The sequence below is a fragment of the Streptomyces genisteinicus genome (genome assembly GCF_014489615.1).
Lineage (GTDB): Bacteria > Actinomycetota > Actinomycetes > Streptomycetales > Streptomycetaceae > Streptomyces > Streptomyces genisteinicus.
The window spans coordinates 2,683,074-2,707,191 of record NZ_CP060825.1; the positions used below are offsets into that span (position 1 = coordinate 2,683,074).

The window sequence follows — 24,118 nt, forward strand, 5'->3', positions numbered from 1 at the left end:
GTGTGTATGGCGGGGACAGTAGCGACCGGCACCGCTCAGCGGAAGACCTCGTCCAGAATCCGGGCGATCTTCTTCTGACGACGCGTTATTGCTCCCCCTTCGGGGGTTCTGTCGTCACCCCGTACGCGTCTGGCCCGAACGCGTGGCCGGATGCTGTTGTACCGCACCGATAGGCGGCATGTCACCGATTTCCGGCACGTGCGGCGGAAGCGTGACACGGGGCCGCCCGGCGGGAGTGCGGCACGGGCCCGCCCGTCACCGGGCGCCCGGGGCCCGCGCGGGTCGTCGCACGAGGCGTTCGCACCGGTACCCGGCCCGACCGGAGCGGGGCGCCGCGGGCGGTCCGGCGGCGCCGCGCCTCAGCGCATGCGCGTGGCCCACTCCTGGACCTTCTTGATCCGCTCGCGGATCTGCCCCGCCGTGGCCTCCGCGCTCGGCGGCCCGCCGCACACCCTGCGCAGCTCGGTGTGGATCACCCCGTGCGGCTTGCCGCTCTGGTGGACGTACGCGCCGACCATGGTGTTGAGCTGCTTGCGCAGTTCCAGGAGCTCCTTGTGGGAGACCACCGGCCGCCGCTCGGCGGGGAGTTCGAGGAGGTCGGCCTCGCTGTCCGGCTTCTTGCGGCTGTGGGCGATCTGCCGTGCCTGGCGCTTCTGGAGCAGCAGCTGCACCTGGTCCGGTTCGAGCAGTCCGGGGATGCCGAGGTAGTCCTGCTCCTCCTCGCTCCCGGGGTGGGCCTGCATGCCGAACTCGGCGCCGTCGTACAGCACCCGGTCGAAGACGGCGTCGGACTCCAGCGCCTCGAAGGGCAGCATGTCCTGCTCGCCGGTGTCCTCGTCCTGCTGTTTCTCCGCCTCGGCCAGTTCCTTCTCGGACTCGGCGTACGGGTCCTCCTCGCCCTCCTTGCGCGGCTTGTCGAGGGCGTGGTCGCGCTCGACCTCCATCTCGGAGGCGAAGCCGAGCAGGTTGGGGATGGTCGGCAGGAAGACCGACGCGGTCTCGCCGCGCCGGCGGGAGCGCACGAAACGCCCGACGGCCTGCGCGAAGAAGAGCGGCGTCGAGATGGTGGTGGCGTAGACGCCGACCGCGAGGCGCGGGACGTCCACGCCCTCGGACACCATGCGGACGGCGACCATCCAGCGGTCGTCGTTCTCGCTGAACTCCTCGATGCGTTTCGAGGCGGCCGCCTCGTCGGAGAGCACCACGGTGGCCTTGGTGCCGGTGATCTCGCGGATCAGTTTGGCGTAGGCGCGGGCGGAGTCCTGGTCGGAGGCGATGACGAGCGCGCCGGCGTCCGGGATGCCCTTCCTGACCTCGGTGAGCCGCTGGTCGGCGGCGCGCAGCACATTGGGCATCCAGTCGCCGCGCGGGTCGAGGGCGGTGCGCCACGCCTGCGAGATCGCGTCCTTGGTCATCGGCTCGCCGAGCCGGGCCTCGACCTCGTCGCCTGCCTTGGTGCGCCAGCGCATGTTGCCGCTGTAGCTGAGGAATATCACCGGCCGCACGACGCCGTCGCCGAGGGCGTTGCCGTAGCCGTAGGTGTAGTCGGCGGAGGAGCGCCGGATGCCGTCGGAGCCCTCCGCGTACGTGACGAACGGGATCGGGTTGGTGTCCGAACGGAACGGCGTACCGGTCAGCGCGAGCCGCCGGGTCGCCGGTTCGAACGCCTCCAGGCACGCCTCGCCCCAGGACTTGGAGTCACCGGCGTGGTGGATCTCGTCGAGGATCACCAGGGTCTTGCGCTGCTCGCAGCGGTTGCGGTGCAGCATGGGGCGCACGCCGACGCCGGCGTAGGTCACGGCGACGCCGTGGTACTCCTTGCTCAGCGGACCCGCGCTGTACTCGGGGTCCAGCTTGATCCCTATCCGCGCGGCGGCCGCGGCCCACTGCTTCTTCAGGTGCTCCGTCGGCGCGACCACCGTCACCTGCTGGACCACGTGGTGGTGGAGCAGCCAGGAGGCCAGGGTCAGCGCGAAGGTCGTCTTGCCGGCGCCGGGCGTGGCGACGGCGAGGAAGTCGCGCGGCTGCTCCTGTACGTACCTGTCCATGGCGCCCTGCTGCCAGGCGCGCAGCTTGCCGGCGGTGCCCCAGGGGGCACGGCCGGGGAAGGCGGGTGAGAGGTGGTGGGAGGCGGTAGTAGTCACGGTCTCCGGGTACGGGCTCGGCTGGACGGGGTGCTGTACGACAACCGGGCCACCCTACCGGGGGTGCGGTCGGATTCCGGTCCGGACGACACCCCCGGCACGCGGAGTGCGAGGTGCCTCACACCGGGCGGTCACTTCGCGAAACGCGGGAGCTGCTCGGCGATCTTCGGTACGTCGAGGTGGCCCTGGCACACGCCCAGGACGAAGCGCTCGGCCTCGTCGACGTCGAATCCCGCGTCGAGCGGGTGCCCGTTCATGTGGAGGAAGACCCATGTCGCATACCAGGCGATGCGCTTGTTGCCGTCCACCAGACCGTGGTTGCGGGCCAGCGACTCCATGAGCGCCGCAGCCTTCTGCCAGACGTCCGGGTACGCATCCTGGCCGAAGACGCTGGACTGCGGCCGCGCCAGCGCGGAGTCCAGCAGCCCGTAGTCGCGCACCTCATCGGCCCCGAGCCGCTCAGTGAGCCTGAGCAGTTCGGGAAGGGTGAGGTACTTCATCAGGCGAGCCTCCGGTTGAGCTCCTCGCTCACCTTCAGGACATGATCCGCCGCCTCGTTGAAGAGGCGGGAGTGCTCGTTGATGGCGGTGATCACCGCGTCGTGGGCGAACGACTGCATGCTCCGCCCCTCCGCCTCGGCCCGCTTGCGCAAGGCATCCAGCTCTTCCTCGGTGAACCGCAGATTCAGACCGGCCATGACCTCATGGTACCGAGTGGTACCACATGGATCTACACCGTTCTCCGCACGCCCAGCCGCGTCGCCACCCACGCCCCCACCAGCGCCACGCCCGCCATCGGCAGGAACACCGCGGCGAACGCCGCCGGGTGGGAGCCGGTGGCGCCGCCGGCCGCGCCGTGGGCCGCCGCGCCGACCGCGCCGCCGCCGAGGGCGGCGAAGGCCGCGCCGCCCGCCGCGAGCAGCAGGACGTTGGAGAGGGCGTCGGAGATCTGGAGGGCCGCCGAGTTGGCGCCGGCCTCCTCGGGCGCGGACAGCTTCAGCAGCAGGACGCTGGTCGAGCCGATCACCAGGCCCATGCCGAAGCAGCCGAAGGTCCAGGCGACGGCCACGGTCCAGACCGGCACGGAGTCGATCAGGACGGCCGGCGCCGCGGCGATCGCCGCCGCGACCAGCAGCATGCCGAGCGCGACCAGCCGCTCGCGGTACCCCTCGGTGCGGGGCCGGGACTGCACGTACGAGCCGAGCGCCCAGGTCGCGCCGCCCGCCGCGAGCGAGAGGCCCGCGAGGGTCGGGGACAGGCCGCGCTGGGTGACCAGCATCAGCGGGACGAAGGACTCCGCGGCGATGAAGGAGCCCGCGGCGATGCCGCGCAGCAGGACCACGGACGGCAGTCCGCGGGCCGCCCGGTAGGTGCCCTTCGGCAGGACGCCGAGCACCGACGGGACGAGCAGGGCCGCCCCGGCCGCGGCGGGCAGCAGGGAGAGCCACCGCAGGTCCTGGCCCGCGTACTGGAGCAGTGCGGCGCCGAGGGCGATGCCGAGGGCGAGCCTGATGCGCCGGCGGTCGAAGGCGGGGACGGGCGCGTGCGGGTCGGCGGGGCCGGACGCGCGCTGCCGTATCGCCGGCAGGGCGAGGGCGAGCGGGACGGCGACGAGGGCCGGGATGCCGAGGAAGACCCATCGCCAGCCGAGGTGCTCGGCGATCGTGCCCGCGGCCAGCGGCCCGACGACGGACGGGATGACCCAGCTCGCCGCGAACGCCGCCATGATCGCGGGCTGGAGCCGGGGCGGGTACGCCCGGCTGACGACGACGTACAGGGCGACGATGACCAGCCCGCCGCCCAGGCCCTGGACCGCGCGCCCGGCCACGAAGACCCACATCGCCTCCGCGGTGCCGGAGAGGGCGAGTCCGGCGGCCCAGGCGGCCATGCCCGAGGCGAGCGCGCCCAGCGGGCCGCGGCGGTCCGCCCACTGACCGGCCACGACCATGCCGAAGAGGCTGGTCGTGAAGTACGAGGAGAAGGCGAACGCGTAGAGCCCGACGCCGTGCAGGTCGCGCGCGGCCACGGGCATGGCGGTGCCGACGGCGGTCGCCTCGAAGGCGATCAGGAAGACGACGGCGACGATCCCGACGCTCAGCGCCCGGTGGGCGGGCCCGAGGACGCCCCCGCCGCCGCCGTCCCCGCCGCGCACGGCATCGCCCCCGGTGGGGTGGGGCGCGGCGGTGGCACGGGGCGCGTGCGTGACCTCGGTGTCACGCGGCTCGGGGGCGGTCATGCCCACCAGAGTAAGGGGCGTCTGCCGGAATGGGCCCTGTCGCTGGTCGGGTCCGGACCGGGCCCTTGGTCGTAGGACCGCCAGGCCGTTCGTGAACGGCACATGGCAGTCGTGTTGCGGCGCGCCCGGAAACCTTGAGCGCCCCGCCGACGGCGGCCTACGGTCGAGGAGTTGAAGAACACGGCCGTGTGCCCGAGTGGCTCAGGGGCACGCCTGCAAAGCGTGTAACGCGGGTTCGATCCCCGCCACGGCCTCCGTACGGCGAAGCGGCGGTCCCTCCGGGGGCCGCCGCTTCGGCGTGCCGGGCCGGCCCCCGAGGGGGCCGGCCCGGGTTCAGGACTTCGGTGTCGCCGCCACCGCCGCCTGGGGCCGGATCGGGAGGCGGTTGACCGGGCGGCCGGTCGCGGCGCGGACGGCGGAGGCGACCGCGGCCGGGGCGGTGACCACCGGGACCGCGCTCGCCGGCTTCGCGCCGAAGGGGGCGACCACGTCGCGCTCCTCGACGAGCTTGACGATGCGGATGTCCGGGGCGTCCAGGGACGTCGGCAGGGCGTAGCCCGTCAGGTCGGGGTGGCGGACGAGGCCGCGGACGGTGCGCAGGTTCTCGGTGAGGGCCGCGCCGATGCCCTGGGTGACGCCGGCCTCGATGCGGGTCGCCAGCTGGGCCGGGTTGAGGATGCGGCCGACGTCCTGGGCGACGGCCATCTCGACGACCCGCACCGAGCCGAGCTCGATGTCGACGTCGACGACGGCGCGGATCGCGCAGAAGGCGAGGCCCACGAAGGCGTCGCCCTGCCCGGACTCGTCCAGCGGCTCGGTGGGGTGGGGGCGGCACTGGGCCGTCGCCCAGAGCTCCTTGCCCTCCATCGCCTCGGTGACGGTGGTGGAGAGCACTCCGTCGTACGAGGTGATCTTGCCGTCGGTGATCTGGAGCAGTTCCGTGGACATGCCGAACTGGTGGGCCAGCGGGGCCAGCAGCTGGGTGCGGACCATCTTGGCGGCGCGTTCGACCGCGCCGCCGGAGACCCAGGTGTGGCGGCCGTGGGCGGCCGGGCCCGCGGGAGGCTGGTCGGTGTCGACGGCGGCCACCCGCACGTCCTCGATCCCCAGGGTCTCCTGGACGATCTGGCGGGCCAGGGTGGAGAAGCCGGAACCGGTCTCCACCGCCGCGCAGATGACGGTCGCGATGCCGTCGTGGACCTTGACGGTGGCCGTGGAGACCTCGTCCGTGCCCTCGGCGCCGAGCATGTGGACCATGCCGAGGGCGTAGCCGACGCCCCGGCGCACCGCGCCGGGCTCCCCCGCGCCCTCGGGGCCGCCGGGCAGCAGCCAGTCGTCCTCGGGGGTGTCCTTGGGCAGCGAGGGCAGCGGGGTGTCCCGTACGGCGCGCAGGAGTTCGGCGACCGGGGCGGGGCAGGTGACCGTCTGGCCGGTGGGCAGGATGTCGCCGGTGGCGAGGACGTTGCGCAGCCGCAGCTCCGCAGGGTCGACGCCGAGCCTGGCGGCGAGCTTGTCCATCTGGGCCTCGTACGCGGCGCACACCTGCATGGCGCCCTCGCCGCGGACGTGCCCGGACGGCGGGTTGTTGGTGCGCACCGCCCAGCCCTCGATGAAGGCGTGCGGGACCACGTACGGCCCGCAGGCGAAGGCGACGGCCGCGGCCAGCGACTCGGACGAGGCGTCGGCGTAGGCGCCCGCGTCCAGCAGGAGCTGGGCCTCGACCTTGACGAGGTGGCCCTCGGCGTCGGCGTGGTGGCGGTAGCGCAGCAGCGTGGGGTGGCGGTGAGGGTGGCCGAGGAAGGACTCCTCGCGGGTGGCCGTCAGTTTGACGGGGCAGCCCGTCCTCAGAGCGAGCAGCCCGAGGGCGAGCTGGAAGCCGGGGTCCTCGCGGTCGCCGGTCGCGCCGGGGACGCCGGTGACGACGACCTTGACCCGCTCCTCCTCCAGACCGAAGCAGGCGGCCGCGAGGGCGCGGTCGGTGTGGGGGTCGGTCGAGGCGAGGTACAGCTCGACGCCGCCGTCGGGGCGGGGCACGGCGAGGCCGGCCTCGGCGCCGATCGGGGCGGGGTCCTGGCGTCCGATCCGGTAGAGGCCCTCGACGACGACCTCTCCGGTGGCGTCCGGGTCCCCGTAGCGCAGCGGGATGTGGCGGACGAGGTTGCCGTCGGGGTGCAGCGGCTCGGCCTCGAACGCCTTCTCGGGGTCGGTGACCGGGTCGAGGATCTCGTACTCGACGGTGACGGCCGCGGCGGCGAGCCGGGCGGTGTCGGGGTGGTCGGCGGCCACCGCGGCGATCGCCTCGCCATGGTGGCGGACGATCTCCGAGGCGAACACGGGGCGGTCGGCGATGCGCCGCCCGTAGGACCCGTCGCCGGGGATGTCCTCGTGGGTGATCACGGCGTGCACGCCGGGCATGCGGCGGGCGGCGGAGGTGTCGACGGACAGGATCCGCGCGTGCGGGTGCGGCGAGCGCAGCAGGGCGGCCCACAGCAGGCCCTCGGCCCACAGGTCGGAGGCGTAGGGGAAGGTGCCCTCGGTCTTGGCCCGGGTGTCGGCCGCGGGCAGCGAGGCGCCGATGCCGTGCGAGGGCGGTTCGGGGGACGGCCCCGGGATGTCGGCGGTCCGGGGCGCGGGCGCCGTGGTGGCCGCGTCGTTGCTCACGCCATGCCTCCGTCGTGCGGGTGAGCCTGCACACTACCGGCGCCGGGGGGTGCCTGGTGCGGGATCCGTGCCTCGTCCTGGGCGGGTGCGTCCTGTCCGCCGTCCGGTGCGGTGTCGGCGGCCCCGGCCGGGGCGCGTCCGGCGACGACGTCGCGGACCGCCGCGAGCACGCCCTGGTAGCCGGAGCAGCGGCAGAGGTTGCCGCACAGGGCCTGCCGGGTCTCCAGCTCGGTGGGGGCGTGGTTGCCCTCCAGCAGGTCGTGGACGGTCATGGCCATGCCCGGGATGCAGAAGCCGCACTGCACCGCGCCGCAGGCGGCGAGCGCCCGCTGGACGTCGGACGGTTCGCCGTCGGCGGCGAGGCCCTCGACCGTGCGGACCTCGCTGCCCGCGGCCGTGGCCGCCGGGACCAGGCAGGAGGCGACGAGACGGCCGTCGACCTGGACGTTGCAGGCACCGCACTCGCCCTGCGAGCAGCCGTCCTTGGCGCCGGCCAGCCCGAGGCGCTCGCGCAGGACGTACAGCAGGGACTCGCCGATCCAGGCGTCCGCGACCGGGCGGTCGGTGCCGTTGACGCGCAGTACGTACGAGGTGGCCGGGTGCTCGTCGGCGGACGGCCCGGGGACCGGCTCGGAGACCGGTTCGGAGACCGGCTCGGGGGCGTCCCGCTCCCCGCCGCGGGCGGCGTCCGGGTCCTCGCCGTGGGCCGTGTCCGGCTCGTGGCCGGCGGCGGTGTGCCCGGGCCCCGCGTCGGGGGCGCCGTGGTCCGTGCCGGGCACGGCCGCGGGCGCGCCGGGGGCCGGGAGGGCCGTCGCGGGGGCGGCGCCGGGCTGCGGGGCCTCGGGGCGGCCCTGCTCGCCGCCGGGGGCGCCGGCGGCCTGGTGCCCCGCCTCACCGGCGGTCGCTCCGGCGGCCTCCGGGGCCGTCTCCGGGGCGCTCTCCGCGGGGGCGGGCGGGGTGGCGCCGACGGCACCGGGACCCTGTGTGTGCGGGGCGGCCGGTGCGGTGGTGTCGTCCGTGCCGGGGGCGGCGGCCGGCGGCGCCGCCGGCCCGGGGCCGAAGTCCGCGGCGGGGACGCCGGCGGCCGGGGTGTGCCCGCCGTCCGCCACGGGGAACGCGCCGTCGGGAGCCCCGTCGACCGCACCGGGGCCGAACTCGTCGGCCGCGGCGCCGGTCCCGCGGCCGGAGTCGTAGCCCTCCGCGCCGGTCCCACCGCCGGAGCCGAAGCCCTCCGCGCCGTCGGGAGCCCCGCTGCCCGCGTCGTCCGCGGCCGCGGGCGCGGGCGCCCAGGGAGCGGTCGCGCCGCCGGGCAGCGTCGTCCAGGAGGCGGGGGCCCCGCCGGGCAGCGTCGAGGGCGGCGTGGCCGTGCCCTGCCGCGCCGTGCGCGGGTACTCGCCCGACTCCTCGGGCAGGTCGCCGTCCGCTATCGGCACGGACCACTGGCCGGTCATCTCGGCAGCGCCGGGGGCGGGGCCCGGCTCGTCCGGGAAGGTCCACTGGCCGGTGCCGTGCGGATCGGCGGCCGCACCCGCGTCGGGCCAGCTCACCGGGGCTCCCGGCGTGCCGTCCGCGGCCGGCGGCCGCGGTGCGGACCAGCCGCCCGCCGCACCCGGGTCGGTGCCCGCCTCGGGGGTGAGGGGCTTCAGGGGCAGGATCATCGGCGGCGTGTAGCCGTGCCCGGGCGCCTCCAGCGGGGCCGTGCCCGCGGCGTCGTCGGGCGGCAGCTGGAGGAAGGTGGTCGAGTCGCCGTCATAGTCGGAGCCGGGGGCGGTCTGCTGCCAGGAGCCGTACTCGGGCGAGAAGCTCTCGCCGTACCCCTGGGAGGCGTCCTGCGGGTACTCCGGTGTCCAGCCCTGCTGGTCGTGGGCGTAGCCGTTGCCGTACTCGGGGCCGTAGTCGGCCTCGTAGGCGCCGCCGTACTCCGCGTTCCAGTCCTGGCCGTAGCCGTCGGCGTCCCCGCCGGGCGGACCGGGCTGCGCGGAGCCGTCCCGGACGAAGCCGTCGGGGAGGTGCAGGCCGTCGCCGCCCTCGTCGCCGCCGTGCGGGCGGTGCCCCTGCCGGTGGTCCTCGTCGCTCATGACAGTGCCCTCCCCAGTGCCCGTCGGGCCAGTGCGGCGACGGTGCGCCGCAGGTGCAGTACGGCAGGCGGCAGTACCTGCTGCTCCTCGCCCGGCGGCGCCGGGGGCGGGTCCGGGATGCAGGCGGCGGCCACGTACTCGCCGAAGGCGGCCAGCGCCTCGGCGGCCAGGCCGCGTTCGCCGTCCCAGTCGATCAGCGAGGCGATCCAGCGCTCGGCCTCCAGCGGCCGCAGCGGCATCGGCGCGATGGCCCCGACCGCGCAGCGCACCCCGCGCCGCGCCGGGTCGAGCACCACGGCCACGGAGGCGGTCGCGCGTCCCGGCCCGGTGCGGCCGGTGGCCTTGAGGAACACCTGGGGCGCGTGCAGCAGCGGTACGCGGACGAAGGCGATGAGTTCGGCCGGGCCGAGCATCTCGCGGCCGGCGAGCAGATGGGAGACGGGGATCTCGCGGCGGGCGCCGTCGGGTCCCGCGATCACGAGGTCCGCTTCCAGGGCGGCCAGCACGGGCAGGGTGTCGCCGGTGGGGGCCGCGGTGGCGATGTTGCCCCCGAGGGTGCCGGCGTTGCGGATCTGGGGCGGGCCGGCGGCGCGGGCCGAGGCGGCGAGGGCGGGGATGAGGGCGGCGAAGTCGGGCCGCCCCATGCGCGCGTGGGTGAGACCGGCGCCGAGGAGTGCGTGTCCGTCCTGGTAGCGCCAGCCGCGGATCTCGCTGATGCGGCCGAGGCCGACGAGTCCCGCGGGGCGGAGCCTGCCGCGGTTGACGGCGGCCATGAGGTCGGTGCCCCCGGCGACGGGCACGGCGGCGGGCATGGCGGCGAGGGCCGCCACTGCCTCGTCGAGCGAGTCCGGCAGCGTCACCGACCGCGCCGTCCCCGGTGCGTGCGTGGTCACCCAGTTGCCCCTTCCCGGTGTCCAGGCCATCCCGCCTGTGTGGCCGTACCGTACGTGCTCACATGGCGGACGTGGCAACTCTGGCACATCTTCCGGGCCGTCCGTCGAGAGGGTCCGCGAAGGGGTGTTCACCCCATGCGCCCTTTACCGCCCGATTACCCGATTCGCTCGGGAGCGGAGCCGGGTCGCCGGGCCGCGGGGAACGGCCCGCGGCCCGGCCGCCCGCGGACGGACCGCGCTGCGGTGAGCGGCCCGCGCACGGGCCCCCGGCGGGGCGGCCGGGAGCCGTGACGCGGGCCGTCACACGGGCCGTGACCGGGACTCAGACCATCGGGGGCGGGCCGTCGAGCGGGCGGCCGCCGACGCCGGGACGCCGCTGCCAGGGCAGGGGGCCGGCGGGCGGCCGGTAGCCGACGCCCAGGGCGTCGAGCCGCGCGTAGTGGGTCTCCATCCGCCGCTCGAAGTCGGCGAACACCCTTTCGTGGGACGGCGGGAGCGCGGACCAGGCGACCTCGGCGAAGGCCGCGAGGCGCGGGTACACCTGGTAGTCCACCCGCGAGCGGTTGTGCATCACCTCGGTCCAGACGTTGGCCTGGGTGCCGATGACATGGGCCGCGGCACCGGCCGACAGGGACGGCGGGACGGGCTCGAAGCGGTAGACGTCCTCCAGGGTCCGCACGAAGCCGATCGGGATCGGCTCGTCGTCGCCCGGCGCCTGCCGGTGGTCCAGGTACACCTGCTGCTCGGGGCACATGACCACGTCGTGGCCCGCCTCCGCCGCGGCGACGCCGCCCCGGTAGCCGCGCCAGGAGGAGACGGCCGCGCCGGGCGCCAGGCCGCCCTCCAGGATCTCGTCCCAGCCGATGAGCCGGCGGCCCCGCTCGGTGAGCCAGCGGTCGAAGTGGCGGATGAACCAGGACTGGAGGCCGTCCTCGCCGTCGACGCCGAGTTCGGCGATACGGGCCTGGGCGGCGGGCGACGCGCGCCACTGGTCCTTCGGGCACTCGTCGCCGCCGATGTGCACGAACTCGGACGGGAAGAGGGCGAGCACCTCCTCCAGCACGCCCTCGTAGAACCGGAGGGTGCGGTCGGTGGGGGCGAGGACGTTCGGGTTGATGCCCCAGTCGTCCCAGACGGTCAGGGCCCCGGTGTCGACGACGTCGGTGTTGCCGAGCTCGGGGTAGGCGGCGATGGCCGCCTGCGAGTGGCCGGGGACGTCGATCTCGGGGACGACGGTGATGTGCCGCTCCGCGGCGTAGGCGACGATCTCGCGGATGTCGTCCTGGGTGTAGTAGCCGCCGTGGGGCGTGTCGTCCCAGAGTTCGGAGAACCGGTGCCCGTACTTGCTGCGGGCGCGCCAGGCGCCGACCTCGGTCAGCCGCGGGTGGCGCAGGATCTCGATGCGCCAGCCCTGGTCGTCGGTGAGGTGGAAGTGCAGGACGTTCAGCTTGTGGGCCGCCATCAGGTCCAGCTGGCGCAGCACGTCGTCCTTGGGCATGAAGTGCCGTGCCACGTCGAGCATCAGTCCGCGCCAGCCGAAGCGGGGCGCGTCCTCGACGGTGCCCAGCGGCAGGGTCCACCGGCGGTCCGGCCGGAGGGGGGCCCTGCGGAACGCCTCGGGGCCGAGGAGCTGGCGCAGCGTCTGGGCGCCCCAGAAGACACCCGCCGGGGTGCCGCCGTCGATGCGCACGGCGTCCTCGCGCACCGCGATCCGGTAGCCCTCGGCGGGCAGTTCGGGGTCGACGGCGAGCACCAGCCGGCCGTCGCCCGCGTCCGCCCCGTCGGCGTCCGCCCCGCCGGGGGCGAGGGACAGGCCGGTCGCGGCGCCGACGGCGGACCGCAGCCAGCCCGCCGCCCGCTCGGTGCCGGGTCCGGCGTCGAGGCGGGTGCGCGGTCCGAGGACGAACGCCCCCTGCGCGGACGGCGCCCAGGCGGCGCGGCGGGGCGCGGGGACGAGGGCGGGCGCGGGGGCCCCGGCCGGTGCGCCGGGACCGGCGCCGGTGGAGGTGCGGGCGCCGGGACCGGTGTCGGCGTCCGTGGGGGCGGGGGTGGGGGTGTCGGGACCGGTGTCGGTCATCGCGTCAGTCCTTCACTGCTCCGCCGAGTCCGGAGACCAGGCGTCGCTGTACGAGTACGAAGAAGACGAGCACCGGGACCGTCATCACGGTGGAGCCCGCCATGATGCCTCCCCAGTCGTTCTCGTCCGGCTTGAAGAAGACCAGCAGCGCCATGGGCAGCGTCGACTGGGAGGTGTCGCTGATGATGAACGACTTGGCGAAGAGGAAGTCGTTCCAGGTCGAGATGAACGAGAACACGCTCGTGGCCACCAGGCCCGGGAAGACCAGGGGGAAGAGGATCTGCCACAGGAACCGGGTGCGGCTCGCGCCGTCGATGTAGGCGGCCTCCTCCAGCGCCTCGGGGACGGCCTTGACGAATCCGCGCAGCATCCAGATCGCGAACGGCAGCGAGAAGGCGATGTGCGGCAGGATCAGCGAGCCGAGGGTGTTGAGCTGGCCGAAGTCGCGCATCAGGAAGAACAGCGGGATGGTGAGCGCCTCGATCGGCACCATCTGCGCGACGAGGAACATGATGAGCAGGGTGGTGCGCAGCCGGAAGCGGAACCGCGTCACGGCGGTGGCGGCGAGGAAGGCGATGAGCGAGGAGGCCACGACCACGCTCACCGCGACCACCAGCGAGTTGACGAAGTACCTCCCGAACTCCTCCTGTTCGAAGACCCGCCGGAACGAGTCGAGCGACGGGGAGAGGGTCCAGGGGCGCGCGTCGGTGGACTGGATCTCACCGGCCGGCTTGAAGGCGGAGAGGACCATCCAGTACAGCGGGAAGGCCACGACCAGCGCGACGGCGAGGGCCGTCGCCTCCGCGGCGAGACGGCCGGGGCGGCGGATCCGCAGCCCGCTCGGGACGAGGCTCATATCTCTTCTCCCTGGCGTCGCAGCAGTCGCAGGTACACGAGGGTGACCGCGAGCAGGATCAGCAGCATGACCACGCCGATGGCCGATCCCAGGCTGTACTCGGACGACGCGAACGCCTTCTGGTACGCGTAGACGTTGAGCACGAGGTTCTGGCCGGCGATGCCGCCGCCGCCCGTCATCACGTAGATCTGCGTGAAGACCTTGAAGTCCCAGATGATCGACTGGATGACGACGACGACGAGGATGGGGCGCAGCATCGGCGCCATGACGGAACGCCAGACGCGCCACTGGGAGGCGCCGTCCAGCGCGGCCGCCTCCAGCACCTCGCCGGGGATCGCCCTGATGCCCGCGTACACGGTCACCATGACGAAGGGGAACGAGCACCACACGACCTCGAGGAGGACCAGCGCGAAGGCGCTCCAGCGTCCGTAGGTCCAGGAGAAGTCGCCGAGTCCGAGGACCTTGTTGACGGGGCCGAAGTCGGGGTCGAAGAGGAAGACCCAGACCGTCGAGCCGGTGATCGCGGGTGTCGCCCACGCGCCCAGCGCGGCGAGCATCAGGACGAGCCGGGGCACGGCCCTGATCCGGGTGAGCAGCACGGCGAGCGCGCAGCCGACGGCGAGGGTGGCGAGGACGCAGGCGGCGGCGAAGCCGACGGTCGCCAGCAGGACCTGCCAGAACTGGCTGTCGGAGAAGAGCGTGCGGTAGTTGCCGAGGCCCTGGAAGCTGGTCGGTTCGCCGCCGCTGACCTGGGCCTGGGTGTACTCCAGGAACGAGATCAGCCCGAGCTGGTAGATGGGGTAGACGAGCAGGGCCGCCAGGACGACGAGGGCGGGCGCCAGGTAGAGCCAGGGGGTCCAGCCGCCGCCGCGCCGCCCCGCGCCGCGCCGGGTGCGGCCCGGCGCGGGGCGGGCCGCCGGGGCCTTCCGCGGGGCGGGGACGCCGGAGCGTCCCGTGCCCGTGACGGTGTCGTGCGCGGGGGTCGCCACGGGTCAGCCCGCGGACGCGAAGGCCGCGTCCATCTTCTTCGCCGCGTCACCGGCGGCGGCCGGGACGTCCTTCTTGCCGCTGACGATCTCCTGGAACATGGTCGGCAGCACCAGGGAGGCGTCGATCTGCCCCCACGCCGGGGAGGCGGGGACGAACTTGGTGTCGGCGGCGAGGGTCTCGATGAAGGGGGCGACGAACGGCTCCTTCTTCGCCGCGGTGTCGCGCACGTCGGTGTACGTGGGCAGGAAGCCCATCGCGTCGAAGAGTTCGGCCTGGGTCTCCTTGCCCGCCAGGCGCTTCATGAGGTCGACGGCGAGGGTGCGGTGCCCGGTGCTGCGCAGGACGCCGATGTTGTTGCCGCCGGCGAACGCGGGGGCGATCTCGCCCTTGTTCCGTCCGGGCAGCGGGACGACCGCGTACTTGCCCTTGACGGCTCCGGCCTCGATCGCCTGGTGGCTGAAGTCGCCGCCGATGACCATGGCCGCCTTGCCGGCCGCGAAGGCGGTGGCGGTCGCGTTGCCGCCCATGGAGGCGCACTTGGCGGCGGGGCAGTTGTCGTCGCCGAAGAGCGAGGTGTAGGCGGCGATCCCCTTCTGTGCGGCGGCACCGTCGATGGCGGCCTTCCAGGTGCCGTCCTTCTCCACGGCCATCTCCCCGCCGTTGGCCCAGATGAAGGGCATCGCGCCGTAGGTGTACGCGCCGCCGACGGCGAGGCCGTACAGCTCCGGCCGCTCCTTGCGGATCTTCTTCGCGGTGGCGATCAGCTCGTCCTGGGTCGTGGGCACGCCGAGACCGAGCTCGTCGAGGACGTCGGTGCGGTAGTACAGCGCGCGGACGCCGACGAACAGCGGCGCGCCGTAGACCTTTCCGCCGACGGTGACCGACGCCCGTGCGGTGGGGTCGGTGTCCTTCGCCTCGTCCCAGGCGGCGAACTCGGCGCTGACGTCGGCGAGTCCGCCGTCCTTGACGTAGCCGGCGGTGTCGGTGTTGCCGTACTCGATCACGTCGGGCGCGCTGTCGGGGTCGTTGAAGGCGGCCTTGATGCGCTGGGCCCGGGTGTCGACGGGGATGTACTCGACCTCGACCTCGGTGCCCTCGTGGGACTTCTCGAACGCGGCGACGGCGGCGTCGACGACCTGTTCCTTGGGGGTGTTGTTGACCTCCTGGAAGAGCCAGACCCGCAGGGTGCCGCTCCGGTCGTCGCGGCCGGCGCCGTTGTCGGAGGTCTGCGGGGCGCAGGCGGTCGCCGTGAGGCCGGCCAGCGCGAGCGCGGCGACCGGGGCGGTGAACCTGGCGATGAGCTTCATGCGGGGTCTCCTGCGATCGGGCAGACAGGGCGTTGCAACATGCGCAACGGGTGTTTCGTGCTGCACAACACGCAGGAGGCTAGGGCCGGGCGAACGGACCGACAAGAGGTCTCAACCACTCTGTGACCAGCAGACGCAGCCCGTGCAACGCGCCGCCGGACGGGCGGGCCGGGAACGCGCAACGGCCCCCGGGCGCGCCTGGCGCGCCCGGGGGCCGTTGCGGAACCGGTGGAGGGCCGGGGCTACTTCTTGTCGCCGCCGCCCTTGCCCTTGTCGCCGCCGCCGGAGCCCATCGAGTCGTAGATCTCCTTGCACATCGGACAGACCGGGTACTTCTTGGGGTCGCGCCCCGGCACCCAGACCTTTCCGCACAGCGCCACCACGGGAGTGCCGTCGAGGGCACTCGCCATGATCTTGTCCTTCTGGACGTAATGGGCGAAGCGCTCGTGGTCGCCGTCGCCGTTCGACACCTGCGGCGTCGGCTCTACGAGGGTCCCGGTGCCTGTCCCGCGCTCGGGCTCAAGAGTGCTCATGAGCTCCAAGGGTACCCACGCACGGGCCCGTACGGGAGCGAGGCCCCGCCGCACCGGCCCGCCGGTCCGGCCACCCGCCGGCGCCGGCCGCCGCCGGGAATCTCAGTTGAGGCTCGGGTCGTCCGGATACGTCGCGAACATGGCCAGTTCGCTGCGCTGGCGCCGGAGCACCGAACGCCACAGGCCCTCGGGCGTGGGCGAGGACACGTCGCCCGGCTCCGACTCCACGACGTACCAGGCCCCCTCCTCCAGCTCGCCCTCCAGCTGCCCGGGTCCCCACCCCGCGTAGCCGGCGAAGATCCGCAGCGAGCCGAGGGCCGAACCCAGCAGCTCGGGGGGCGCCTCCAGGTCGACCAGGCCGATCGCCCCGTACACCCGGCGCCAGCCCAGCGGCCCCTCGTCACCGGGGATCACCGCCACCCCGAGCGCGGAGTCCAGCGAGACCGGTCCGCCCTGGAAGACCACGCCGGGTTCGCCCGCGAGCGCGGCCCAGGACTCGAGGATGTCCACCACGCCGACCGGCGTCGGGCGGTTCAGCACCACACCGAGCGAGCCCTCGTCGTCGTGGTCGAGCAGCAGGACCACCGCGCGGTCGAAGTTCGGATCCGCGAGGGCAGGAGTGGCGACGAGCAGCCGCCCTGTGAGCGAGGACACCTCGGTCATGCGACACATGATCCCGCATCTTCGCCCTCCGCGTGGCCACAGCGGCACAGTCGACGGGTGCGCAGGTCGCGGCGTGCCGCGCGGCCGGCGGACGCCCGCCGGCCTCCGTGACCGTGAGCGAGAACGCGCCGACGCACCGTGTTGTGCCCGTTTCATTACGTACCAAGGGCCGCCTCGCCCTTACCTGACAGGGCCTCCGGCCCCTTACCCTTTTCACTGGCCACCCGACCACGACTCCGGAACGCGAGATTCATGACCGGCACAGACGATGTACTGCTTGTCCACGGCGGCACCCCGCTCGAGGGCGAGATCCGCGTCCGCGGCGCGAAGAACCTCGTGCCCAAGGCGATGGTCGCCGCGCTCCTCGGCAGCGAGCCGAGCCGGCTGCGCAATGTGCCCGACATCCGTGACGTGAGAGTCGTGCGGGGGCTGCTCCAGCTCCACGGCGTCACGGTCCGTCCGGGCGAGGAGCCCGGCGAGCTGGTCCTCGACCCGACGCACGTCGAGAGCGCGAACGTCGCCGACATCGACGCCCACGCCGGTTCGTCGCGCATCCCGATCCTGTTCTGCGGCCCGCTGCTGCACCGGCTGGGCCACGCCTTCATCCCCGGCCTCGGCGGCTGCGACATCGGCGGCCGGCCGATCGACTTCCACTTCGACGTGCTGCGGCAGTTCGGCGCGACGATCGAGAAGCGCGCCGACGGGCAGTACCTGGAGGCCCCGCAGCGGCTGCGCGGTACGAAGATCCGCCTGCCCTACCCCTCGGTCGGCTCGACCGAGCAGGTGCTGCTGACGGCCGTGCTCGCCGAGGGCGTCACCGAGCTCACCAACGCGGCGGTGGAGCCGGAGATCGAGGACCTCATCTGCGTACTGCAGAAGATGGGCGCGATCATCTCCGTCGACACCGACCGGACCATCCGGATCACCGGCGTCGACAAGCTCGGCGGCTACACGCACCGGGCGCTCCCGGACCGCCTGGAGGCGGCGTCCTGGGCGTCGGCGGCGCTGGCGACCGAGGGCAACATCTACGTCCGCGGCGCACAGCAGCGTTCGATGATGACCTTCCTCAACACGTACCGGAAGGTCGGCGGCGCCTTCGAGATCGACGACGAGGGCATCCGCTTCTGGCACCCCGGCGGCCAGTTGACGTCCATCGCGCTGGAGACGGACGTGCACCCCGGCTTCCAGACCGACTGGCAGCAGCCCCTGGTGGTGGCCCTGACGCAGGCCACCGGCCTGTCCATCGTCCACGAGACGGTCTACGAGTCGCGCCTCGGCTTCACGTCCGCGCTCAACCAGATGGGCGCGCACATCCAGCTCTACCGCGAGTGCCTGGGCGGCTCGGACTGCCGCTTCGGCCAGCGCAACTTCCTCCACTCGGCGGTCGTCTCCGGCCCCACCAAGCTCCAGGGCGCGGACCTGGTCATCCCCGACCTGCGCGGCGGCTTCTCCTACCTGATCGCCGCCCTCGCGGCGCAGGGGACGAGCCGGGTGCACGGCATCGACCTGATCAACCGCGGCTACGAGAACTTCATGGAGAAGCTGGAGAAGCTCGGCGCGAAGGTGGAACTGCCGGGCGGCCCGCTCGTCTGACCCCGTGCCGCGCACCGCGTGCGCGGCACCCCCACCCACGCACGGCCCTCGCGGGGTTCGCTCCGCGGGGGCCGGTGGTGTGTGCGGGCACGGGGGCGGGGGCGGGGCGCCTGCGGCGGGCTCCTCCCCCACCCCGCCCCTTCCCGAAACCGGGCTCCGCCCGGACCCCCGTACCGCGCTCCGCGCGGTGTCCTCAATCGCCGGACGGGCTGACGGTGCCGGCCCCGCGGGCGCGGCGCTCCTTCCCGGCCTCGCGGCGTCCATGGCGGTTCCCCGCCCCGACGGCGTTCGAGGCGTGTTGCCCGCCCCGCCGGCGTTCGGGCCCCTCCCGGCTTCGCCGGACCCCGATGCGTCTTCCCGACCGCGACGACGATTGAGGCGCCTTCCCGGCCCCGCCGGCGTCCGGGCCCTTTCCGGCTTCGCCGGACCCGGTGCGCCATCCTGACCGCGCCGGCGTTTGAGGCGCGTTCCCGGCCCCGCCGGCGTCCGATACGCCTTCCCGACTACGACGACGTCCGATACCGCCTCCCGCCCGCGACGGCGCTTGAGGCGCGTTCCCGGCCCCAGCCCCGCCGGCGATCGAGGCGCCTTCTCAGCCTCGCCGGCGATGGAGGCGCGGGGCCCGGGGCGGAGCCCCGGTTGCGGGAAGGGCAGCCCCCAGCCCCGCCGGCACCCAAGGCGCCTTCCCAGCCCCGCCGGCGATTGAGGCGCGGGGCCCGGGGCGGAGCCCCGGTTGTGGGAAGGGGCGGGGTGGGGAAGGAGCCCGCCGCAGGCGGCCACCCCCGCGCCCCCACCACCCCCGCAACGCCGGAGGGCGGGCACCGATGCCGGTGCCCGCCCTCCGTGTGCCTGGGGCGCCTGACGCGCCCCGGCGCCTTACTTGCCCTTGGCGGCTTCCTTGAGCTTCGAGCCCGCGGAGACCTTCACGCTGTAGCCGGCCGGGATCTGGATGGGGTCGCCGGTCTGCGGGTTGCGAGCGGTGCGAGCGGCACGGTGGGTGCGCTCGAAGGTCAGGAAGCCGGGAATGGTGACCTTCTCGTCGCCCTTGGCGACGACCTCGCCGACGGTCTCGGCGAGAGCGGCCAGAACGGCGTCGGCGTCCTTGCGGGTCACCTCGGCGCGGTCGGCCAGCGCGGCCACCAGCTCACTGCGGTTCATGTTGTTACTCCCGTGTTCTTCTTGCTGTTGAGGCGTGCCACGCGGCAGGGCCGCAGGAGGCACAGCAAAGCTGATGCTGCCAGGGCCCTCGGACATTCCCCGGACCCGGGTCTGCTGTCAGACCCTCGCGCCCGAATAGGCATCCTGCCCCCACCACCGGCGGGAACGCCAATCCGGCACTCTCCCGAGTCACACGAAAAGCGCCACAGCCCCGTCGCGGTGACGTTGCGTCGACTGTGCCGGGACTCCTCGGAGCGGTCGCGGGCTCATGATCCGCCACCCTAGAGGGGGATTTGGGATGCTGCGACCCGCGACGCGCCGTATGTCGGGCCGGGTCAGGCCTGAGCGGTGGTCGTCACACCCGCGCCCGCGGCCTTCGCGGCGTCGCGTACGGCACCGGCGACGGCACCCGCGACCTTGTCGTTGAAGACGGAGGGGATGATGTAGTTCGGGTTGAGCTCGTCGTCCGTGACGACGTTCGCGAGCGCGGCCGCGGCCGCGAGCATCATCTCGGTGTTGACGGTGCGCGACTGGGCGTCCAGCAGACCGCGGAACACACCCGGGAAGACCAGCACGTTGTTGATCTGGTTGGGGAAGTCCGACCGCCCGGTGGCCACAACTGCCGCCGTCTGGCGTGCGATTGCCGGGTCGACCTCGGGGTCCGGGTTCGCGAGCGCGAACACGATGGCGCCGTCCGCCATCGCGGCCACGTCCTCGGCGCCGAGGACGTTGGGGGCCGAGACGCCGATGAACACGTCGGCGCCCACGACCGCTTCCTTGAGGGTGCCGGTGACGCCCTCCGGGTTGGTGTTGTCGGCGATCCAGCGCAGCGGCGAGTCGACGGCGGCGTTCACCAGGTCCTCGCGGTCCGCGTGCACCACTCCGTGGATGTCGGCGACGACGGCGTGCTTGACGCCGGCCGCCAGCAGCAGCTTGAGGATCGCGGTGCCGGCCGCGCCCGCGCCGGACATGACCACGCGCACGTCGGAGACCGACTTGCCCACCACACGCAGGGCGTTGGTGAGGGAGGCGAGGACGACGATCGCGGTGCCGTGCTGGTCGTCGTGGAAGACGGGGATGTCCAGGGCCTCGCGCAGCCGGGCCTCGATCTCGAAGCAGCGCGGCGCGGAGATGTCCTCCAGGTTGATGCCCGCGAAGCCGGGCGCGATGGCCTTGACGATCTCGACGATGGCGTCGGTGTCCTGGGTGTCCAGGCAGATCGGCCAGGCGTCGATGCCGGCGAACCGCTTGAAGAGGGCGGCCTTGCCCTCCATGACGGGCAGCGCGGCCTTGGGGCCGATGTTGCCGAGGCCGAGCACGGCCGATCCGTCCGTCACCACTGCAACGGAGTTGCGCTTGATGGTGAGCCGGCGGGCGTCCTCGGGGTTCTCGGCGATGGCCATGCAGACCCGCGCCACACCCGGGGTGTAGATCATCGACAGGTCGTCGCGGTTGCGGATGGGGTGCTTGGACGCCATCTCGATCTTGCCGCCGAGGTGCATCAGGAACGTACGGTCGGAGACCTTGCCGAGGACGACGCCCTCGATGTCCCGCAGGCCCTCGACGATCTCGTCGGCGTGCGCGGTGGAGCTCGCGGCGATCGTGACGTCGATGCGCAGCTTCTCGTGGCCGGATGCGGTCACGTCGAGGCCGGTCACGGACCCGCCGGAGGATTCCACGGCGGTGGTGAGCTGGGAGACCGCGGTTCCGCTCGCGGGCACCTCCAGCCGGACCGTCATCGAGTACGAGACGCTTGGCGCCGTTGCCATGACCGGGTTCCTCTGCTTTCCCTAGCTTCGCTGCTGCGCGGCACCGCGGCCGGGGCCCGGGCAGCGCTCTCCGATGGTGACACCTACCCGCGAGTAGCAGGTAATGCGGTCATTTAGTTTTCGGAAAGTATCTTCCACGATACGAGAAGCAGCCTACGGGATCGCGCCGCGCAGCAGAAGACCGGGAAGCGGAAGAGGTCCGCGAAACGGCGGAGGCCGGCGAAACGGAAGAGGTCCGGGTCACCGAGGGGTGACCCGGACCTCTGTCCGGAAGAAGTGGCACCGACCCGCCATGCTCGCCTCGCGGCAAGTGGTCGCTCGTAGCGACGAAGGTTGGGCCCGGGGGCTTGGATCGAGCCGGTGCCACACCCAGGCTAACGCACCACCCGGGGAAGTGATTCCCCTGCGGCACGTTGACTCGCCGTCAGTCCGCGCGGCCCCGTGCGGAGCGCCCGCCGGGAGCCACCCGGACGGCGCGGCCGCCCGCGGGAGCCGGCCCGCGGCGCCCGCGGGCCGTTCCGTCAGTCCCGCAGCAGGTCGGGGACCCCGTCCCCGTCCGGCTGGTCCCGGCGCGCCGAGACGACGGTGAGCTGCTGCGTCGCCCGGGTGAGGGCCACGTACAGCACCCGCAGTCCGGCGGGGCTCTCGTCGGCGATCTCGGCCGGCGAGACCACGACCGTGGCGTCGTACTCCAGGCCCTTCGCCTCCAGCGAACCGAGCGCCACCACCCGCTCGCCGAGGCCGGCGAGCCAGCGGGCGGCCTGCTCGCGGCGGTGCATCGCCACCACGACGCCGACCGTGCCGTCCACCGAGTCCAGCAGCCGCTCCGCCTCGGAGCGCACGGTGTCCGCGAGGTCGCCGCCGTCGGGCACCACCGCGAAACGGGGGCGCACGCCGGTGGAACGCACCGCGGCGGGCGAGCGCATCCCGGGCATCGCCAGCGCGAGGACCTTCGCCGCGAGCTCGGCGATCTCGGCCGGGTTGCGGTAGTTCACCGTCAGCTCGAAACGCCGCCGGGGTCGGGTGCCGAGCGCCTCGTCCCGCGCCTCGGCGGCCTCGTCGGGCGAGGACCAGGAGGACTGCGCGGGGTCGCCGACCACGGTCCAGGTCGCGTGGCGGCCGCGACGGCCGACCATGCGCCACTGCATCGGGGTCAGGTCCTGCGCCTCGTCGACGATGACGTGGGCGTACTCGGTGCGTTCGGCGGCCAGCCGCTCGGCGCGCTCCCGCTGCGACTCCTCGCGCTGCGGCATCAGCTCCTCCAGGCCGGTGAGCTGGTCCAGCGGGTCGAACTCGCGCTTCCTGCGGGGCCGCGCGGGCGCGCCGAGCAGCGCACCGAGCTCGTCGAGCAGGGCGACGTCGTGGACCGACAGCGCCTCGCGCCGCAGCGACCGGGCGAGCCGGCGCACCTCACCGGGGTTGAGGACCCGCCGGGCCCAGCGGCCGAGGCGCCGCTCGTCCGCCATGGCGGCCAGCACCCCGCGGGGGGTCAGCTCGGGCCACCAGGCGTCGAGGAAGGCGAGGAAGCTGTCCTCCGACGTGACGTCCTCGTCGAAGGAGGAGCGCAGCTCGGCGGCGAGCTCGGGGTCGCCCGGGTGCCGGCCGGCGGCTCCCGACTTGGCGTAGAGGGCGTCCAGCAGCAGCCGGCGGGCCCGCGGGCGGAGCAGGTTGACGGGCGTGGTGCCGCCGAGGGCGTTGTGCCGGATGCGCTGGAGTTCGTCGGCCTCCAGCTCCAGGCGGCGGCCGAAGACCACCACCCGCAGCCGGTCGGGGGTGGTCGTCGCCGCGGGCTCCTCCCCCAGGGCGAGCTGTCCCCCGGCGGGCGCGGACGGCTGCTCCAGCGCGCCCCTGGCCGCCTTGCGCAGCACCTTCAGCATCCGGGAGGAGCCCTTGACGCGGGCGACCGCCGGTTCGTCGTACGCGGTGGCCTCGGCCCCGTCGACGAGTGAGCCGACGGCGCGGATGGCGACCTGGCCCTCCTCGCCGAGCGAGGGCAGCACGCCCTCGGTGTAGGCGACCAGCAGCGGCGTCGGCGAGACGATGAGGATGCCGCCGGAGTATCTGCGCCGGTCCTTGTAGAGGAGGTAGGCCGCCCGGTGCAGGGCCACGGCCGTCTTCCCGGTGCCGGGGCCGCCCTCCACGTACGTGACGGACGCGGCGGGGGCCCGGATGACCAGGTCCTGCTCGGCCTGGATGGAGGCGACGATGTCGCGCATGGTGTGGCTGCGGGCCTGGCCCAGGGCGGCCATCAGGGCGCCGTCGCCGACGACGGCCAGCGGGGCGCCGTCGAGGGAGGCGGTGAGCTCGGGGCGCATCAGGTCGTCCTCGACGCCGAGGACCTTGCGCCCGCGCGAGCGGATGACCCGGCGCCGCACGACCCGGCCGGGCTCGACCGGTGTGGACCGGTAGAAGGGGGCCGCGGCCGGGGCGCGCCAGTCGATCACGAGCGGCGCGTAGTCGGCGTCGAGCACGCCGATCCGGCCGATGTGGAGGGTCTCGCCGATCGGGGCGGTGCCGTCGTCACGGACCGCGTCGTCGGCGGGCTCCACGGAGGTGTGGGCGCCGTCGGGGCCCCGTTCGCCGTCCTTGCCGTACAGCAGGTCGATCCTGCCGAAGAGGAAGTCCTCGAACTCGTTGTTGAGCCGGTTGAGGTGGACGCCGGCACGGAAGACCTGGGCGTCCCGCTCGGCGAGCGCGCCGGGCGTGCCGACCTGGCCCCGCTTGGCGGCGTCGTCCATCAGGAACTCCGCCTCGTGGATCTTCTCCTCCAGACGGCGGTAGACCCGGTCCAGATGGACCTGTTCGACGCCGATCTCACGGTCTCGCACCGAATCGGCGGCGGACGCGGCCGCCGGAACGGTCACGGAATCGACTACGGAATCAGCGGCATCCTGCGCGGCCACCGAGGCCCCCTTCTGACGTGCACTGGGCAGCCGTCAACCGTACGGCAAGGGGGGTGGGGATTGCACCTGTGTCCGGCCTGCGGCACGGTCCGGAACCCGTACGGAACCCGTCCGGGGCAGGGCCCGGACGCCCGCGGCGCGCAAGCGGCGCGTGCGCGGCGCGTGCGCGGCGCCAGCCGGGGGCGCGGAGAGGCACGGTGCCTCGCACCTGCCGTGCGGTCCCGGCCTCCGGGTCGCGGCACGGGCCCCGCGCGGGCG

Annotated in this window: 17 protein-coding genes and 1 tRNA gene; 2 read left to right on the forward strand and 16 right to left on the reverse strand. The window is 73.8% G+C overall.

Features of this window, described 5'->3' with window-relative positions; genetic code table 11:
• Positions 1 to 359: 359 nt before the first annotated feature.
• The 4 genes from IAG43_RS11745 to IAG43_RS11760 all read right to left on the reverse strand — a co-directional run bounded on the left by IAG43_RS11745 (position 360) and on the right by IAG43_RS11760 (position 4,379).
• Positions 360 to 2,144 carry a DEAD/DEAH box helicase gene (locus IAG43_RS11745; RefSeq protein ID WP_187740696.1) on the reverse strand — a complete coding sequence of 595 codons (1,785 nt, stop codon included), beginning with the start codon at positions 2,142 to 2,144 and terminating at the stop codon, positions 360 to 362.
• A gap of 131 nt (positions 2,145 to 2,275) precedes the next feature.
• Positions 2,276 to 2,644 carry a type II toxin-antitoxin system death-on-curing family toxin gene (locus IAG43_RS11750; RefSeq protein WP_187740697.1) on the reverse strand — a complete coding sequence of 123 codons (369 nt, stop codon included), beginning with the start codon at positions 2,642 to 2,644 and terminating at the stop codon, positions 2,276 to 2,278.
• Positions 2,644 to 2,841: an Arc family DNA-binding protein gene (locus tag IAG43_RS11755; protein ID WP_187740698.1), complete on the reverse strand. Its 198-nt coding sequence runs from the start codon at positions 2,839 to 2,841 to the stop codon at positions 2,644 to 2,646. The genes IAG43_RS11750 and IAG43_RS11755 overlap by 1 nt, the downstream gene beginning before the upstream one ends.
• A gap of 32 nt (positions 2,842 to 2,873) precedes the next feature.
• Positions 2,874 to 4,379 (reverse strand): MFS transporter, encoded by a 1,506-nt coding sequence (locus tag IAG43_RS11760; protein ID WP_187740699.1) that lies wholly within the window; start codon positions 4,377 to 4,379, stop codon positions 2,874 to 2,876.
• 182 nt (positions 4,380 to 4,561) lie between these two features.
• On the opposite strand from IAG43_RS11760, the gene IAG43_RS11765 reads away from it, so the two are divergent.
• Positions 4,562 to 4,633 (forward strand) — tRNA-Cys (locus tag IAG43_RS11765).
• 79 nt (positions 4,634 to 4,712) lie between these two features.
• On the opposite strand, the gene IAG43_RS11770 is transcribed toward IAG43_RS11765, so the two are convergent.
• The 9 genes from IAG43_RS11770 to IAG43_RS11810 all read right to left on the reverse strand — a co-directional run bounded on the left by IAG43_RS11770 (position 4,713) and on the right by IAG43_RS11810 (position 16,437).
• Positions 4,713 to 7,040, reverse strand: a complete 2,328-nt coding sequence (locus IAG43_RS11770) for a xanthine dehydrogenase family protein molybdopterin-binding subunit (protein WP_187740700.1) — start codon at positions 7,038 to 7,040, stop codon at positions 4,713 to 4,715.
• The gene (locus IAG43_RS11775; RefSeq protein WP_187740701.1) at positions 7,037 to 9,118 is read right to left on the reverse strand and encodes a (2Fe-2S)-binding protein; all 2,082 of its coding nucleotides are present in this window, start codon (positions 9,116 to 9,118) and stop codon (positions 7,037 to 7,039) included. Before IAG43_RS11775 ends, IAG43_RS11770 begins: the two co-directional genes overlap by 4 nt.
• Complete coding sequence (locus IAG43_RS11780; protein ID WP_187740702.1) at positions 9,115 to 10,011, reverse strand: FAD binding domain-containing protein; 897 nt, start codon at positions 10,009 to 10,011, stop codon at positions 9,115 to 9,117. The genes IAG43_RS11775 and IAG43_RS11780 overlap by 4 nt, the downstream gene beginning before the upstream one ends.
• Before the next feature lie 322 nt (positions 10,012 to 10,333).
• Complete coding sequence (locus tag IAG43_RS11785; RefSeq protein ID WP_187740703.1) at positions 10,334 to 12,088, reverse strand: beta-N-acetylhexosaminidase; 1,755 nt, start codon at positions 12,086 to 12,088, stop codon at positions 10,334 to 10,336.
• Positions 12,089 to 12,092: 4 nt separating this feature from the next.
• Positions 12,093 to 12,944 carry a carbohydrate ABC transporter permease gene (locus IAG43_RS11790; RefSeq protein ID WP_187740704.1) on the reverse strand — a complete coding sequence of 284 codons (852 nt, stop codon included), beginning with the start codon at positions 12,942 to 12,944 and terminating at the stop codon, positions 12,093 to 12,095.
• A complete protein-coding gene (locus tag IAG43_RS11795; protein ID WP_187740705.1) occupies positions 12,941 to 13,933 on the reverse strand; it encodes a carbohydrate ABC transporter permease in 993 nt (330 codons plus the stop codon). Before IAG43_RS11795 ends, IAG43_RS11790 begins: the two co-directional genes overlap by 4 nt.
• A 3-nt stretch (positions 13,934 to 13,936) precedes the next feature.
• Positions 13,937 to 15,241, reverse strand: a complete 1,305-nt coding sequence (locus tag IAG43_RS11800) for an extracellular solute-binding protein (RefSeq protein WP_187740706.1) — start codon at positions 15,239 to 15,241, stop codon at positions 13,937 to 13,939.
• Positions 15,242 to 15,483: 242 nt separating this feature from the next.
• Entirely contained in the window at positions 15,484 to 15,774 is a 291-nt protein-coding gene (locus IAG43_RS11805) for a DUF3039 domain-containing protein (RefSeq protein WP_187740707.1), read from the reverse strand.
• 102 nt (positions 15,775 to 15,876) lie between these two features.
• Entirely contained in the window at positions 15,877 to 16,437 is a 561-nt protein-coding gene (locus IAG43_RS11810) for a YqgE/AlgH family protein (protein WP_187740708.1), read from the reverse strand.
• Between the two features lie 252 nt (positions 16,438 to 16,689).
• On the opposite strand from IAG43_RS11810, the gene murA reads away from it, so the two are divergent.
• Entirely contained in the window at positions 16,690 to 18,030 is a 1,341-nt protein-coding gene (gene murA, locus IAG43_RS11815; RefSeq protein WP_187740709.1) for a UDP-N-acetylglucosamine 1-carboxyvinyltransferase, read from the forward strand.
• 876 nt (positions 18,031 to 18,906) lie between these two features.
• On the opposite strand, the gene IAG43_RS11820 is transcribed toward murA, so the two are convergent.
• The 3 genes from IAG43_RS11820 to IAG43_RS11830 form a co-directional block, all read right to left on the reverse strand.
• Positions 18,907 to 19,188 carry an HU family DNA-binding protein gene (locus tag IAG43_RS11820; protein WP_004571953.1) on the reverse strand — a complete coding sequence of 94 codons (282 nt, stop codon included), beginning with the start codon at positions 19,186 to 19,188 and terminating at the stop codon, positions 18,907 to 18,909.
• A gap of 335 nt (positions 19,189 to 19,523) precedes the next feature.
• Complete coding sequence (locus IAG43_RS11825; protein ID WP_187740710.1) at positions 19,524 to 20,957, reverse strand: NAD-dependent malic enzyme; 1,434 nt, start codon at positions 20,955 to 20,957, stop codon at positions 19,524 to 19,526.
• 521 nt (positions 20,958 to 21,478) lie between these two features.
• Positions 21,479 to 23,821, reverse strand: a complete 2,343-nt coding sequence (locus IAG43_RS11830; protein WP_187740711.1) for a HelD family protein — start codon at positions 23,819 to 23,821, stop codon at positions 21,479 to 21,481.
• Positions 23,822 to 24,118 lie beyond the last annotated feature (297 nt).

What these genes read in the sequence shown, in the direction of transcription:
- IAG43_RS11750 (WP_187740697.1), bottom strand. Translation starts at nt 2,644, where the DNA reads ATGAAGTACCTCACCCTTCCCGAACTGCTCAGGCTCACTGAGCGGCTC.
- IAG43_RS11755 (WP_187740698.1), bottom strand. Translation starts at nt 2,841, where the DNA reads ATGGCCGGTCTGAATCTGCGGTTCACCGAGGAAGAGCTGGATGCCTTG.
- IAG43_RS11760 (WP_187740699.1), bottom strand. Translation starts at nt 4,379, where the DNA reads ATGACCGCCCCCGAGCCGCGTGACACCGAGGTCACGCACGCGCCCCGT.
- IAG43_RS11775 (WP_187740701.1), bottom strand. Translation starts at nt 9,118, where the DNA reads ATGAGCGACGAGGACCACCGGCAGGGGCACCGCCCGCACGGCGGCGAC.
- IAG43_RS11785 (WP_187740703.1), bottom strand. Translation starts at nt 12,088, where the DNA reads ATGACCGACACCGGTCCCGACACCCCCACCCCCGCCCCCACGGACGCC.
- IAG43_RS11790 (WP_187740704.1), bottom strand. Translation starts at nt 12,944, where the DNA reads ATGAGCCTCGTCCCGAGCGGGCTGCGGATCCGCCGCCCCGGCCGTCTC.
- IAG43_RS11800 (WP_187740706.1), bottom strand. Translation starts at nt 15,241, where the DNA reads ATGAAGCTCATCGCCAGGTTCACCGCCCCGGTCGCCGCGCTCGCGCTG.
- IAG43_RS11805 (WP_187740707.1), bottom strand. Translation starts at nt 15,774, where the DNA reads ATGAGCACTCTTGAGCCCGAGCGCGGGACAGGCACCGGGACCCTCGTA.
- IAG43_RS11810 (WP_187740708.1), bottom strand. Translation starts at nt 16,437, where the DNA reads ATGACCGAGGTGTCCTCGCTCACAGGGCGGCTGCTCGTCGCCACTCCT.
- murA (WP_187740709.1), top strand. Translation starts at nt 16,690, where the DNA reads ATGACCGGCACAGACGATGTACTGCTTGTCCACGGCGGCACCCCGCTC.
- IAG43_RS11820 (WP_004571953.1), bottom strand. Translation starts at nt 19,188, where the DNA reads ATGAACCGCAGTGAGCTGGTGGCCGCGCTGGCCGACCGCGCCGAGGTG.
- IAG43_RS11825 (WP_187740710.1), bottom strand. Translation starts at nt 20,957, where the DNA reads ATGGCAACGGCGCCAAGCGTCTCGTACTCGATGACGGTCCGGCTGGAG.